Source organism: Bartonella sp. AC329YNZD (genome assembly GCF_042196685.1).
Classification (GTDB): Bacteria; Pseudomonadota; Alphaproteobacteria; order Rhizobiales; family Rhizobiaceae; genus Bartonella.
Genome location: NZ_JBHIQS010000005.1, coordinates 73,365 through 89,461, shown reverse-complemented (window position 1 = coordinate 89,461; position 16,097 = coordinate 73,365). Strand labels below are relative to the sequence as shown.

The 16,097-nt window shown below is 36.1% G+C and carries 11 protein-coding genes; 2 read left to right on the top strand and 9 right to left on the bottom strand.

Features of this window, described 5'->3' with window-relative positions; genetic code table 11:
- Position 1: 1 nt before the first annotated feature.
- The 5 genes from ACFIMW_RS04135 to glyA all read right to left on the bottom strand — a co-directional run bounded on the left by ACFIMW_RS04135 (position 2) and on the right by glyA (position 4,067).
- Positions 2-457, bottom strand: a complete 456-nt coding sequence (locus ACFIMW_RS04135) for a 6,7-dimethyl-8-ribityllumazine synthase (protein WP_375608300.1) — start codon at positions 455-457, stop codon at positions 2-4.
- Between the two features lie 81 nt (positions 458-538).
- Entirely contained in the window at positions 539-1,156 is a 618-nt protein-coding gene (locus ACFIMW_RS04130) for a riboflavin synthase (protein ID WP_375607110.1), read from the bottom strand.
- Positions 1,138-2,265: a bifunctional diaminohydroxyphosphoribosylaminopyrimidine deaminase/5-amino-6-(5-phosphoribosylamino)uracil reductase RibD gene (ribD, locus tag ACFIMW_RS04125; protein ID WP_375607109.1), complete on the bottom strand. Its 1,128-nt coding sequence runs from the start codon at positions 2,263-2,265 to the stop codon at positions 1,138-1,140. The genes ACFIMW_RS04130 and ribD overlap by 19 nt, the downstream gene beginning before the upstream one ends.
- Entirely contained in the window at positions 2,258-2,740 is a 483-nt protein-coding gene (gene nrdR / locus ACFIMW_RS04120) for a transcriptional regulator NrdR (protein ID WP_375607108.1), read from the bottom strand. The genes ribD and nrdR overlap by 8 nt, the downstream gene beginning before the upstream one ends.
- A gap of 13 nt (positions 2,741-2,753) precedes the next feature.
- On the bottom strand, positions 2,754-4,067 hold the full coding sequence (gene glyA, locus ACFIMW_RS04115; protein WP_375607107.1) for a serine hydroxymethyltransferase: 1,314 nt from the start codon (positions 4,065-4,067) through the stop codon (positions 2,754-2,756).
- Positions 4,068-4,393: 326 nt separating this feature from the next.
- Here glyA and argC point away from each other — a divergent pair, with 326 nt between their 5' ends.
- Entirely contained in the window at positions 4,394-5,326 is a 933-nt protein-coding gene (argC, locus tag ACFIMW_RS04110; protein WP_375608301.1) for an N-acetyl-gamma-glutamyl-phosphate reductase, read from the top strand.
- A 20-nt stretch (positions 5,327-5,346) separates the two neighbouring features.
- On the opposite strand, the gene ACFIMW_RS04105 is transcribed toward argC, so the two are convergent.
- The 4 genes from ACFIMW_RS04105 to hfq form a co-directional block, all read right to left on the bottom strand.
- The gene (locus ACFIMW_RS04105; protein WP_375607105.1) at positions 5,347-6,438 is read right to left on the bottom strand and encodes a COX15/CtaA family protein; all 1,092 of its coding nucleotides are present in this window, start codon (positions 6,436-6,438) and stop codon (positions 5,347-5,349) included.
- Positions 6,439-6,569: 131 nt separating this feature from the next.
- Entirely contained in the window at positions 6,570-8,393 is a 1,824-nt protein-coding gene (locus ACFIMW_RS04100; RefSeq protein WP_375608302.1) for a hypothetical protein, read from the bottom strand.
- 144 nt (positions 8,394-8,537) lie between these two features.
- Entirely contained in the window at positions 8,538-9,881 is a 1,344-nt protein-coding gene (gene hflX / locus ACFIMW_RS04095) for a GTPase HflX (RefSeq protein ID WP_375608303.1), read from the bottom strand.
- Between the two features lie 54 nt (positions 9,882-9,935).
- Complete coding sequence (hfq, locus tag ACFIMW_RS04090) at positions 9,936-10,175, bottom strand: RNA chaperone Hfq (RefSeq protein ID WP_005773461.1); 240 nt, start codon at positions 10,173-10,175, stop codon at positions 9,936-9,938.
- A 653-nt stretch (positions 10,176-10,828) separates the two neighbouring features.
- On the opposite strand from hfq, the gene ACFIMW_RS04085 reads away from it, so the two are divergent.
- Positions 10,829-15,388, top strand: coding sequence for a hypothetical protein (locus ACFIMW_RS04085; RefSeq protein ID WP_375608304.1), 4,560 nt, complete (start codon positions 10,829-10,831; stop codon positions 15,386-15,388).
- The last annotated feature ends 709 nt before the right edge of the window (positions 15,389-16,097 follow it).

Below are 16,097 nucleotides of genomic sequence, written 5' to 3'. Positions count from 1 at the left end.
TTTAACGATTATCTCCAAATCTCTTTTTTAGAGCGATCATACATAAAGCAGCTTCAGCCGCAAAACCACCTTTATTTTTGTTATCTTGTTTTGCACGCACCCATGCTTGTTCTTCGTTTTCAACAGTCAAAATACCATTTCCAATAGCCAAGTGTTGATGAACAGTTAAATCCATCAATGCACGACAAGAACCATTAGCAACAATTTCAAAGTGATATGTTTCACCCCGAATAACACAACCAAGAGCAACATAACCATCATACGATATCTTGTTTTGTTCAGAAAAAGCTATTGCACTTGGTATTTCTAATGCTCCAGGAACCGTTACAACATCATAACTTGCTTCAGCTTTTTGCAAAGTATTCACTGCACCTCTCAAAAGCGCATCAGAAATCCCCTCATAAAAACGTGCCTCAACAATCAATACGTGAGGCTTTTTACCTATCTCTTTCATCATAATGAAATTCCACAAAAAACGAATCAAAAAAATCAAAGTTATAAAGCATAAAATTCTGAAAACGATCAATAGAGTGTTGGCTTATTCATCTTCTCTTTTTAAAGTAAAAAGTTTTGCAGCATAACGAGCAAGTTGATCAATTTCCAAATTTACCCGATCTCCAATTTTAGCTTGTCCCCACGTTGTCATTTCGAGTGTATGGCGAATAATAAGAACATCAAAAACACAATCCTCAACACCATTAACAGTCAAAGATGTCCCATTAAGTGCAATAGATCCCTTATTAACAATAAAAGGCATAAATTGTCTTGAAACTTTTAAATAAAAGCGAATTGCATCCCCTTCCTTTTTTTGATCAATGATTTCAGCCAAACCATCAATATGACCAGAAACCAAATGTCCCCCCATTTCATCACCCAATCGAAGCGAACGTTCCAAATTAACAAAAGTTCCTTTTATCCATTGTGCAAGATTCGTTAAACGTAATGTTTCTTCCCACGCTTCAACAACAAACCAATTGGAATCTTCTTGCTTTAATCCTCGCTCTACAATTGTCAGACAAATTCCCGAACAAGCAATTGATGCGCCAATTGCTAAACTTTCTATAGCATAGCGTGTGGAAATCTTTAAACGCATCCCCTGCTTTAAAGGTTGAACATCTTCAACACAACCAATATCCGTTATAATTCCTGTGAACATAATGTCTTACGTCTCCACTTATAAAAACGGTCATTTCCAAACATTCTTGTCTCAATCTCATGAAACTGCGAAAGATAATTTCCAAAATGAGGGGCTTCAATACGATTTTTGCCTAAAACAATGGGGGTATGAAAACATATCAAATAATCAACACAACCAGCATTCAAAAATTTTTCCCCCGTCTTGACGCCCCCTTCCAATAAAACACTATTAATCCCATGTTTATAAAGCATCTGTAAAAGAGCAAAGGGTTCTACACAACCATTGTTCATCTCGACCGAATAAACAGACACACCATATTGCTCCAATGCATTTTTTTTGCTTTTCTTTGAAAGATCTACATCACAAATAACCCATGTAGGGATTTTTATTGCTGTTTGGACAACTTTTGCATCAAGGGGGATAGATAAATCTGCATCCAAAATAATACGAATTGGTGAGCGCATTTCCATCCCTGGCAAGCGGCAATTGAGTTGTGGATCATCTGCGAGTATAGTTCCAATACCAACGAGGATAGCATTATTTTGAGCACGTAAAATATGCGTATGGGCATGAGAAAGTGTTCCACTAATTTTTACGCTGCCCTTCTCTTTTTTTCCAACACCATTATCTGCAGAAATTGCCATTTTAAAAGTGACCGCACAGCGTTGTATCTTTCTTATGCACCAATGCGTCCATAAGGATTCAAAAGCCTCTTCAGCTAAAATGCCCTCAACCACTTCAATACCCGCCGCTCGCAAAAGAGCAATACCATGACCATCAACACGCTTGTCACAATCAGTCAGCGCAACAACAACTCGAGAAACACCTGAATCAATAAGTGCATTCACACACGGCGAAGTTTTTCCATAATGCGCACAAGGTTCTAATGTAACATAAGCAGTAGCTCCTTGAGCCAAAGAACCTGCCATGTGTAAAGCTTGCACTTCCGCATGAGGACTCCCATGAATAGCTGTTACGCCATAGCCAACAATAAAAGCCCCTCCACCATTATCGTTTCGCACAATTAATGTACCAACTGAAGGATTCTCACCTGTAAGACCGACATGACGTTCTGCTAAACGAATAGCTGCAGCCATAAACCGTTCATCTTGCAATTTTTTATTCATCAAAACGAGATTCTGTATCCGCGATACCCTTTGACAATTCATCTATAACATCGTGAAAATCGCTTGCATTACGGAAATCTCGATACACAGAAGCAAAACGAATATAAGCAATATCATCAATTCTTTTCAATGCTTCCATCACAAGATGCCCAATTTTTTCTGAAGAAATCTCTGGTTCTCCCAAACTTTCAAGCTGGCGTACAATGCCAGAAATTGCTCGTTCAATATGATCAGGATCAATATTGCGCTTACGTACAGCCACATCAACTGATCGCATTAACTTATCACGATCGAAAGGTTCACATCGTCCACTTTTTTTAGCGACTAAAAGCTCACGCAACTGAACACGTTCAAAAGTTGTAAAGCGACCAGCACAAACAGAACAAACACGGCGGCGTCGAATCACTGCCCCCTCTTCTGCAGGACGCGAGTCTCTAACCTGTGTATCCTCATATTGACAATAAGGACAGCGCATCTCTTTTATATCCTTAACAAGCGCTGAGATAAGAGTAAAGAGGAAATTGATTCGTTATATCTTCCACCTTTTTCTTAACAGCCATTTCAACAGCATGATTATCTTCATCACTTTTTGCGTTCCGAAGACCATCAAGAACTTCTGAAATCAAATGACCAACTTGAATAAATTCTTTTTCTAAAAAACCACGCGTTGTAGCAGCAGGTGAGCCCAAACGAATTCCCGATGTTATAGATGGCGTTTCAGGGTCAAAAGGAATACCATTTTTATTGCAGGTAATATGAGCGCGTCCTAAAGCCAATTCAGCACGTTTACCTGTTAGATTTTTGGAACGTAAATCAACCAACAATAAATGATTATCTGTACCGCCAGAAACAATATTAAAACCATTATTCTGTAATGTTTTTGCTAAAGTTTTCGCATGTGTGACCACCTTGGCAGTATAATTCTTGAAAGAAGGATGCAAAGCCTCCCCAAATGCAACAGCCTTTGCCGCAATCACATGCATTAAAGGCCCCCCTTGAAGACCAGGAAAAATAGCAGAATTAATTTTTTTGGATAAAGCCTCATCATTTGTCAATATCAAACCACCCCGGGGACCTCGAAGCGATTTATGTGTTGTTGTCGTTACAATATGCGCATGTGGAACAGGTGAAGGATGTACGCCACCAGCAACAAGACCAGCAATATGAGACATATCAACGAGTAAATGAGCACCGATTTCATCTGCAATTTCACGGAATCTTTCCCAATTCCAGAATCGAGAATAAGATGAGCCCCCTGCTATAATAAGTTTTGGCTTATGTTCTTTTGCAAGTCGCTCAACCTCATCCATATCAATAATCTGATCTTCTTGACGTACACCATAGGAAACAACATTAAACCATTTTCCTGACATATTAACAGGTGAACCATGCGTAAGGTGACCACCAGCATTTAAATCCAACCCCATAAATGTGTCACCAGGCTGAAGTAAAGCTAAAAAGACAGCTTGATTCATTTGGCTACCAGAATTAGGCTGTACATTTGCAAACGCAGCACCAAAAAGCTGTTTTGCCCTTTCAATGGCTAAATCTTCAACGACATCAACAAATTGACATCCGCCATAGTAGCGCTTTCTTGGATAACCTTCTGCATATTTATTGGTTAAAACAGACCCCTGCGCTTCAAGGACCGCTCTTGAAACAATATTCTCTGAAGCAATCAATTCAATTTCATGTTGTTGACGCTCAAATTCTTCCATAATTGCATCAAAGATTGCATCATCAACAGTTTGTAAATTATCATTAAAAAAGCGCTCTTGTGCGTCATTTTTTTGCTGAGTCATAAAATACGTTCCTAACATTAAAAAATAAAGTCATTAAACGATAACACAGCAAACCATGCAAACCAAACATTTTAAACTACTTACACTCAAAAATAATGATACAAATAATTATCCTGTTCCTTGTCATAGAGACAGCAAAAAACGTCTCTCATAAAAATGGTGAAAAATGAGGTTAAATTTCTTCTTTTACGCTCTTATTTGTTTACACCTTTTACAAAAAAATATTTATAATCTAAATAAATTCAATAATTTAATAATTATTATTTAAGTTGGTAATGATTTAAAATAATTTATAATATGAAAAGCTGAATATAGTAGAGAAAAGAATGGCAACCAAAGTTTTTATTGATGGTGAACATGGCACAACCGGACTACAAATACAAAAACGCTTAGAAAGGCGTACAGATTTAAAACTACTCTCTCTTTCTCATAAAGATCGCCATAATGTTCATCTACGACAAGACTATCTTAATCAAGCTGATATTGCTATTTTGTGTCTTCCAGATGATGCTGCACGCGAAACCGTTCATTGGCTTAAAAAAAATAAAAACATTAGGATTATTGATAGCTCGACAGCACACCGTGTTACACCAGACTGGGTTTACGGTTTTCCTGAAATGACAGCAGGACAAAGAAAGCGCATCCAAGCAGCACATTATGTAACCAATCCCGGATGCTATCCTACTGGTGCCATTAGTTTGATTCGCCCACTCCGTGAAGCAGGACTGCTAGACGCCGATTATCCCATCTCGATTAATGCAATCTCCGGCTATACCGGTGGTGGAAAACAGTTGATTTTACAAATGGAAAATCAATCTCAACAAAATATTAAGGAAAATTATTTTATTTATGGTCTTAATCTTGCACACAAACATGTGCCAGAAATTAAAATCTATGGACAAATCAATCAAACCCCAGTTTTTATACCAAGTGTTGGTCGTTTTCCCCAAGGAATGATTGTGAATCTTCCTCTGCATCGCCATTTATTCACAAAATCAGCAAACTGTTCTGATTTGCGCGAAATTCTCGCAAACCATTACGATGGACAAAATACCATTTTAGTTGCATCACAAGAAGAAACTGTTTCACTTGAAAGACTTAATCCAGAGTGTTTAGCCAATAAAGACGGTATGAAACTGTTCGTATTTGGCAATGATCGCGAAGGCATTTTTAATCTCAGCGCCATATTCGATAATTTAGGAAAAGGCGCATCAGCTGCAGCTATCCAGAACCTCGATTTAATGCTTTCAAGCGACTAAACCTCCCTACCCACAAACTTTTATTCCACAACGCGATATGCCCCTTTCGTTGCTCGCCAGTGCGCAACCGCAAAACATAACACAGCTAGTGCCATACTTTGATGAATGAGCCCTAAACTTATCGGAACCTCATGTAACAGTGTTAAGATACCCAAGACTGCTTGGATAATAATCATAACACAGATAAGAAATGCACGACGAGAATGGGTTGAATGTGGAGCATTTTTTTGTACATAGAAAGCATGAACAACTGAGACAATAAATAAAAAATAAGCAAAAAACCGATGAATAAATTGAACCATTAAGGAATTTTCGAATAAATTGAGCCAAACAGGACGATGCTGCAACAATCCATCAGGAATAATCTGCCCATCCATAAGCGGCCATGTATTATAGACTTTTCCTGCATGAAGCCCTGCAACCAAAGCTCCGAAATAAATCTCTATCAAAACGAGAATAACAAGCCAAGACGCAAAATATTGCACCTTTTGATTTGCTGGCTTTTCTGAGTATTCTGCAAGTCCTCGAGATAAATAAGTAACAAAAACAATAACAAAACATGCCGTTATAAGATGAAATGCCAAACGATATTGGCTCACACTTGTTAAATTACTCTGCCCAATCCCTGAAGCGACCATCCACCAACCAATAAAACCCTGAAAGGCGATAAGAATAGGTACGACAATAAGCGGAAGTAAGATATTTTTTTCAATACGTTTAGTTGCCCAAAACCAAATGAGCCCTAATAAAGCAACAAGACCAACAAGACGCCCAAGAACACGATGCGCCCATTCCCACCAAAAAATGACCTTAAAAGCACTTAAGGTCATATCACGATTAAGAAGCTTATATTGTGCTATTTGTTGATATTTTAAAAATTCCTCTTGCCATTGATCCTCACCAATCGGTGGAATAACACCGTGTATTGGCTTCCATTCCGTTATAGATAATCCTGATCCCGTCAAACGAGTAGCACCACCCACTAAGACAATTGCCAAACAAAGCAGTAAAATAGAGTAAAGCCACACCTGTATATGTTTTCTATTTTCCTTTTGCACAGGTGTTAAAAAGTTATCGTTTAATCTCTTTACTGCCATCTCTGATTGCCCCACGCTTCTCTCCAACTAAAATGCATTTTAAAATTAACATTAAATCTTTAATTTTAGTATGTACTATAACTTCAGCAAAAAACAAGCGTACCACTATAGCATATGATACATATTTCTTTTCTCTTTTACGAAGTTTATGATGCAACAACACGATAAACAGTCTTTGGAAAGCTGCTTACCATCCACATCATCCAATCTTGTTCATTAAGAACAGTATTACAAATATAATAGTCTGTTAGCTCTGCAAATTGTTCAAAACCATATTTTGGTTTGCTTGCCATCTCTAAAATGATAAAATCATATTCTTTTTTAAATTCTTGTAATATATGAGAAATATTATTTGAAAAATCTTGTGCAGAAACAGCACTTGTTAATCCCTGAGGAAGAATATCAACGCCCGTATCGTAATCGCGGTAAATAACATCATGCATCTGAGCATGGCCGGTTAAAACATCACTCAGTCCGCGATGTGGGCCAATGACTTTCTCTATTTGTTGACCAGAGATATCGATCAATAAAATTGTTTTGTTCTCTTTTGTGAGATGAAGTGAAAGCTTTGCCGCTGTCCGTGCAGCCTCTGGTCCAATAATTGAAATAACTGTTGAAGCATGCCATTTTAAAACATCAGATAATCCCTCTATCGTAATAAAAGCTTCAAGATTTTTTATTTCTTGAGAAACTAAAAGACTCTCATTCTTCTTGAGAGCATTTTCTTTTAATCTCACATCCTCTTCTGAAAGTTGGTCTTTTTTGCTTTTAAAGAACGGATAAAATAACATTATTCCTAGCAAAAGAGTAAGGAAGCTGGCCAATGCACCCACAAGAACATTTTTTCCATAAAGAGCCATAAAAGAAATGGGGGCTAAAGTTGTTGGCATTACCACATTGATCTTTGTATTTTGTAAGAGAAGAGGGTTATCACTCAATCCCCAATATGAACCAATAACTTTTTCTCTTTGAGCAGATTTGCTCATCACTTTATTTTGTGCATCGACCGCTGCTTTTATTTTATTTTCAAACTCGTTAAATATTTCATTCAAAGATTGGGATTGATCTTTTACAAAAAAACTCACCCTTTTTTGGAGCTGTTTTTCCAACTCCGTTGCAATAATTATATCTGAATGAACTTGATAAACGATCTGTAAAATTTTATTGTTTAATTGATGGGAAACCGCTTCTAACTCCGCAGTCATTGCCTTAATTTGAGGATGTGTCCACCCCAATTGCGCCGCCATATGTGCTCTTTGCGTTTCCAAGAGATCACGTTTAGATTCCAGAGAAACAATTGCTGAATTATCTGCAATAAACGATAAAGACAGTAAAGACTGTCCATTTTCACGTATCATGTTAATCGTTGAATTCAAACTTGTTAAATGAATACGCTTTAAAGTTGCTTGCATTAATTGCATCGAAAGATCATGAAGCTCTGTTTGTTTGACACCATGCTGAATAAAAGAATCAACAGAGGACCGAAATTCCTGCACGATATTAATAATCGCAGTGTTATCATATTGTTTGTCTTCAGATTTATCATTTAACAAGAATTGTTTTTGTTTTATGATTGCTTGTGAAAATACGGAAAACCAAGTTTCCAACCCACGTTGTGCTGCTTCCTGTGTCTCAGCTTCAAAAGTAAGGTTGATAAGTTCACCATGACGCGATAAACGGATATTTTCCTGATTTTTTTTCTTATAAGAAACCCTTAAAGAAAAAGGAGAATCATTTGAAATTATAGGCTGTGAAAACAAAAAGGCGATAACATTGTCTTGCTTTTTAATTGGTAATGGCTTTCCAACAGAATCAGATAATGAAAATATTAAAGTTGCTTGGTAACCACGGGGCTGGACAAAATAATACAACCAAATCAAAGATACACATAGCATTTGTAATAGCAAAACAATCAAAATGCTTCGCCATACGGTACGTACGAATAGTCTTTTATTACATGTAAGACTCATCTTTATTTTAACCAGCAAAATACTTCTTCATATTGTTTTATTAAGAGAAAGTAGTAACTATCCTCTTAACTTGCTGTCATATTATTTTGAGATAATAAAAATATAAAATTTAAGCAAAAATGTTCAACAATAGCTTTAAAGAACTTAATTCATATTTTTTTTGAGGCTCTCTAGTTGTTTTTTTGCTTCAGAAGTAACAACCGCTCTAATGGTAATAGACCCATCATCATGCCCTTCTTGCACTATTTCCGCAGAGTTTTCATAAAACCAATCAATAAGCGACATTTCATGAGGTTGTAAAAGATATTCAATGCTTTGCACGTCTCCAAAAATTCGCTTTTCAATGGCTCTTAATAATTGATCGAGTCCATCCCCCTTAAGTGCTGATACCATGAGAGCAGGATTTAATCGCGTCTTTGCGCTTGTTTGTAAAACATTCAATGCTTGCTCATCTAACATATCAATCTTATTCCAAACTTCTATGATGTGCTCCATATCATCAATATCGATATCAAGACTTGAAAGCACTTCTAAAACATCTTGGGCATGTGCTCGATGATCAAGATCTGACATATCTCTTACATGAAGAATGAGATCCGCTTCAACCACTTCTTCAAGGGTTGCTCTAAAAGCTGCAATCAAATTCGTTGGCAAGTTAGAAATAAACCCTACAGTATCAGACAAAAGAACAGTTTTTCCATGGGGAAGAACAACTTTGCGCAAAGTCGGATCAAGCGTTGCAAATAACATATTCTTTGCTAAAACATCTGCACCGCTTAAACGGTTAAAGAGAGTTGACTTTCCTGTATTCGTATATCCTACCATTGCTACAACAGGATAAGATGTTTTTTTCCTTTTTGCTCTATGAAGTGCACGTGTTTTAATAACCGTTTGCAATTCGCGGCGAATACGAATAATTTTTTCTTGTAAAAGACGCCTATCTGCTTCAATTTGCGTCTCACCAGGTCCCCCTAGGAAGCCACGCCCCCCCCGTTGCCTTTCCAAGTGCGTCCAACTCCGCACAAGCCTCCCTTTTTGATAGGACAAACGCGCTAACTCTACTTGCAAAACTCCTTCTTTTGTTCGTGCACGATCCCCAAAAATTTCAAGAATCAAAGCTGTTCTATCGATAACTTTGCAATTCCATAATTTTTCTAAATTACGCTGCTGTACTGGCGTTAAAAAGTGATCTACAATCGCAAGCTCAATAGAATATTCATCTATATAACAGGTTAACGCATCTACTTTACCTTTTCCAAAGAGTGTCGCAGAGCGAAGCGTTGCAATATTAATCGTTTCATAATTAACAACTTCTAACCTTATAGCACGCGCTAACCCCAATGATTCTTTAACACGAGAAGATATAGAACACTCTCTCAAAGAGCTTTCACTTCTATTTTCTTGAAAAATCGGTATCAAAACAAGTGCACGCACCTGTTCTGTATTCTGCGAAAACACCCCTCCTAATCTCTCATTTTCATTTATCATAGCAATCTAAGTACTTTTAAAATGGGATAAGAGGTCTATCTTAAAATGACGTGCTTACTCAGGACTTTCACCCTCAAACATCTGTACAGGCTGTCCAGGCATAATCGTAGAAATAGCATGCTTATAAACCAATTGCGCGTGTCCATCTCGGCGCAAAAGAACACAAAAATTATCAAATGAAGTTACAATACCCGTGAGTTTAACGCCATTGACAAGAAAAATTGTAAGGGAAATTTTTTGCTTACGCACCGTATTTAAAAACACATCTTGCAGGTGTTGTGATCGCTCTGCCATTATTCTTACACCTTTATCTAGATTGCATAAAATATTCGTGCATGCATATCGACTGAAAAATATCCAATTGTCAACGTAGAAGCTTCAAAATTCAGAAACAAACAACTGAAATCAGAGAAAAAACAGCTCTTTAAGGCAATAATAAAGTACAACTTACGAAAATCTATATTAAATTAGAAATTTTTCCACGTTTACTTTTTTATGAGCTTACAATTCAAAGGCATACTTTATACATCCTAAGCTATTACAGACTATATGTGATGATGAATCTGCTTCGTTTAGAATCAATAAAAGCAAGCGGACAACAACATTTATTAACGATTATCGATATTAAAGAGAGGCATTCGCACCTTACTGTATATATAACCGCTATTAAATTATCCTTATTTCAAAGATTGCCGGCTTATAAAGCTTTTTATAAACACAAGTTGTAAACAGTGTTTTTGTTTTAGTTAGATTTAAATAATAAATTGTTTTTACTATATTTTATAATATTTTAAAACAGGATACAAGAAACTGCGTTAACTTTATCTTGATAAGTTTTTAAAATTTTTCCCTAAGCATATTCCTTTCTAAATAATTAACAGCTAGTATATAGAAATTATGTGGAAGAGGACGTATCCCTTTTCCGGCTGTAAGAGTACGAGGCGAGTATGGCACGCAGAACAAAATTGCAAACATTTGAAGTTGAAGTTGAAGAAGCCCTCACAAAAGCTATGAACTTTGATTTCGATAACACAGGATTTGAAACGATATCATCCAATAATTCTGAAAATGTTGTTAATGTCGATGATCTGATTCAAAAAATTGCAATGGCAGAAGAAGAATTTTTTGCTGAAAACGGTACATCAACTTTTGTTTCTAATATTCATGATGAAGCTGTTATTGATAAATCCGTTGTTGAACAGCTTTTTGCTCCAAAACCTTCACCTGATATTTCAGGTGGAACTGTTCATAATACATTGTTGTCTACAAAACTTCTTCCTGCAAATGATGATATAACAACCCCTGTAAATTTTGGACCATTAAAGCAGCGTTCTTCCTCTCGAGTCTACTGGTATACAACAGCGCTTAGTGCTTTATGGGCAACGGGAGGAGCTTTTATTGCGCATAAGCTCGCACCTACCGGACTCAGCTCCTTATCCAATATCAGCACTTTTGTTACATCCCCAACAGGACTCGCTGTAGCAGCCGGAACAGCAATTCCTATCCTTATATCTTGGGGCGTTGCCCAATTAACAAAACGCTCAAACGACTTGCATAATATTGCTCTTCTTATGACCAATGCTGCACAGCGCCTTAGTGAACCACAACATCTATCCGAAAAACAAGCTATTGCTATAGGGCAAACCATTCGTGAAGAAGTAGCGGCAATGAACGAAGGTATTGAGCGTACCCTCGGACGTGCTGTTGAACTTGAAGCAATCATACAAGGTGAAGTTCACAATCTAGAACAAGCCTATGCTGAGAATGAATCACGCATTCACACATTAATCAAAGAATTGAGTAATGAACGCATAGCCATTTTGAATCATGCAGATCGCGTACAATCAACAATTAAAGGAACCCAAGAACAACTGAGTGATGAATTTGGGTTGGTTACCTCTAACATTGTCACCAATGTTGAAAAGCTTGCACAAACCCTTTCTCAAACTTTACAAAAACAAGGTGAAGACCTTGTTGAAAAACTTTCCTGTGCCGGTGATGGCGTAACAAATCAACTTGTTGAAAAATTTAACAAAACAACAACACAAATTCAGCAAAAAAACACGGAATTTTTTCATGAATTAGGAAAAAACTTCGATGGCTTTGCAAAACGATTTGATCATAATGAAAAACAAATAGAAAAAACTTTTAATGAAACAGCTGAAAAAGCGGAAGTACATGTTGCTAAAATTGCAACACATATACAAACAGTAACAGATCAAACTTTGCACGCTGTCGATGAAAAGTTTAAAGCCTTAGATAAAGCTCTTATTGATCGTAATAATCAATCTATACAGAATTTTGATGAGAAGATCTTAAAGCTCGACGACCAAGCACATAAACTCTCTTCTAAATTTGATAACGTAACCTCGCAAGCGATTGGAGCCTTTGAACAACGTTTAGCAACTGTTGATCATTCTCTTAAAAAACATAGTGATTCCATTATTGATTCCTTTATAGAACGAAGTCAGGCTTTAGAGGATAATGCTGAAAAACTTGGTAACTTCTTGGAAGCTCATGTCTTGAAAATAAATGAGAACCTCCAAGAAAAAACAGCAGACATTACCCATGCATTTACAAATGGACGTGAAGCTATTCTTTCTGCAATTGATAAAAGTAAAGAAAGTCTGAGAGAAGAAATTCAATATGTCGACAATGCCATTGTTGATATCATACAAGAACGTTCACAAGATTTTAAAGTACAACTTTCTGATCAACGAGCTCTTATGGCAGATATGCTCGATAACGAGAAGAATAAAATTGCGGATACATTAAGAAATCAAATTGATGTTTTATCCCAAAATACTTCTCATATTGAAAAAGTTTTGGCTGATAATGTTCAAGTCGTTGATAAACAAGCTGAAAATCATATTACGAACATCATTCAATGCACTGAAAAGTTACAAGATGTCATTGTACAAAGTTGTAATACAACCCAAGATGCTTTAGAAGCACAAGCGAGAAATATTGATATACGTGCTGATGCTCTACGTGACTCTTTAGCGATTAATAGTTTTTCTCTCAATGAAGTTCTTGCCGATCAAGCACGCACACTCGAGCAACGCATGGAAACAATCCATAATCTCATTGCAAAAAGTGATATACGTGTTGATGTTGCATTGAAACAACAGATAGATTTAGTTGAGAGCGCAATTGTTGCCAACAATAAAAATATTACTGAAACGGTTCAAGATCATATCAAAAATCTTGAAAGTCAGGCCGAAACTTTAAAGAATACTCTCTCTCAATCGAGTGGTGTTTTCTTTGAAACTCTTGAGACGCGTATGGAATCATTTGATACAAATCTAGAAGTTCGTGCACACAAAATTTTTGAACGTACAACAACGCTAGAAGAAACATTATCTGAAAAAATTAGCCAAGTATGTGAAGCTATTGATGCACAAACATCTGTTATTGAGGAACGTTCTGACACTTTAAAAACATCTCTCATGCTTAATAATGAACAAAGTCAGATAATTCAACAAGCGCTGGAAAGCAGTGTTGACAATATGCGTGTCACCTTAGAAGATTCTGTTAATACAGTGACAGATAACCTGCACAGTCAGATTATAAAGGCCTCTGACATTCTTTCTTCTACAAGTGAACAAATTCTTTCTTCTGTTACAAATGTTACTGCACAAGCAGAAAATATTCTTTCAGAATCAGGAAATCGCATTGTATCAAACGTTAAAAAAACAGTTTATGATACCAGTGAAAAAGTTCTGTCCGTTTTGTCTGAACAAACAGCACATACTGTCGAAGCTTTCACAACAGCCAGTCATAATGCACAAGCATTATTGAATGAAACTATTCACACATCAACAACAGCAATAGAACAAGTCCTTAATGAACGCTGTGATGTTCTTCATCACTCTATGCAAAATCTTAAAAATAATTTAGGACATCAGCTCTCTGATGTAACGAGCCGTCTGGAAGATGCAAGAAATCAAACAGCCACACAAATTTCAGAACATGTTGGAAAAATAACAGAGCTAACAAATCACTTAAATCAAGCAGCGCAAAGTACGACAGAATCAATTGATTCTTTAACACAGCATATCGGTGAACAACTCTCTCTCTCCACACAAGATGCTGAACAAAGAATTTATGCACATAATGAATCTCTAGTGAATAGCTTAACCAAAGCTAACTCTGAAACACTTCAAACAATAACGATTATGAAGGAAGAGCTTGTTAATAATGTCTCATCCATCTTAACACAGTTGAATCAATCAATTTACAATTTTCACGAAAATAGTAATGTTTTATTATCGGCTGTTCAAAATATTGATGGGCAGTTTAATGAGAGTACGAATAATTTTTTCCGCAACACGGACCAAGTAGCAGAGCGTTTGTCAGCCTCAAATCAAGCGCTCAATACTAATGTTGAAATTCTGCAAGGACTTTCAAAGAATACCTTTGAACAAATTAATCATATAACGAGCAGTTTTGGTGAACATGCAAAGACACTTTCCCAAACTATTCATGTTCTTGAACAGTCTGAAAATTCACTTAGTGCAACACTTGAAGAAAAACATAATACGCTTTCTGTATTAAGCGATGCTCTTGTTTCAAAGTCTCATGAAATTAATCAAATGATTGGGCATTATGAAAAAATCTTCAACTTAGCACTTGAACGCTCTGATAAGAATGCGCGTAACTCCACAAATTCATTCCAACAATCACTTAATAAGCTTGTTAGTGAAGCATCAACGCGTTTTTCAGAAGCAGCAGAAGATATACGTCGCTCCGCTGATGAAGTTCGTTTAGAGCTTTCAAAGATTAATAATGATATCAATGAAAATGTAAAAAAACTTCCAGAAAAAACAAAAGAAACAACGCAAACAATTCGCACAGCTTTGAATGAACAGATTACAGCGTTACAAGATTTAGTCAGTGTTATACAAAATGATCAAAAGAGCGCACAAAAACAGCTAATATCAGCATTTCCTACATCATCAATGTTTAATCAAAAAAGTGACAGTTCCACTGAGTCTGTTAAAAAGATTGTGCCACCTAAGCCTATTTTGCAACAAGATCAAAGCAAAAAAAGACCAAATAAATGGGTATCAAATCTCTTAGAAAGAGCTTCACGTGAAGAAACATTTTATGATGCTCCCCCTAGTGAGGCTGTTTTAACATCAGTGCAAACAAAACCATCTCCTGCAAACTGCTCTCTTAATTCATTAGCTGCTGGTATAGTGCAAGCGATTAATCACAATGCCATTGTTGAGCTATGGGATCATTATCAACGTGGACAAAAAAACATCGTAACAGAACGCCTTTATACCTTAAATGGACAAAAAATATTTGAAATGATTAAGAAAAAATATATGAGCGATTTTGGGTTTAAACGTTCAGTGAATCAATATGTTACAGATTTCGAAAAGCTCTTACGTGATATATCGCGCAGTTCTGGCTCTTCCAACTCAGTTCGCAAGTACTTGATATCAGATACCGGAAAAGTTTATACTATGCTTGCTCATGCAAGTGGTCGAATCCAATAACAAATAAGAAAGTGGAAAAAGATATTTTTTCCACTTTCTCTCTCTAGTCGTTTTAATGGTTCATCATAGAATGCTTTTCTTTCAACTGTAGCTTTGTACTTCAAAGGTTGGGATAATTGGCATGCGGTTTTCTTTGATATCCTAAGCAATAATCCTAAAGAAGCGTAATGGCTTATCAAACAACATATCATTCTAAGAATGATAAAGCATGTTTTCTATTTCCTTATTTTTTTCTTAACTCCTTTATTTTTCATATTTTCATAAAAACACAAAGATTTAATAAAATTATTTTATTTGCTAGCCTTTAATATTTTTTCATGCGTTATTATTAAAATGGCTCATAAGAGAGATTTCTATTCCTTTCTTACATGTTTTTATCCACATATTAAGCGCACTTGAAATATCTAAGTAAATATTTTTATTACATTAGGTGAATTTGAAATGAATGTATCTTATTGTACTCAACTTTCCCATTCAATATACGAGATGATTCATTATAAATTATAAAGCAAAGCGTTAATGGAATGGACTTTATGTATAGAGTGCACAATTACAGCTGTTTTAGTGACATATTCATTGCTTAAAACAACATATTTGTCATTCTCAATGTTCCAAACTCCTTTAAAATAGCTGAATAAACAATTTATAACTGTCAAATTGTTGTTTAATTTCTTTCTACCTCCGTATAAAACTTTAAATAAAATATATA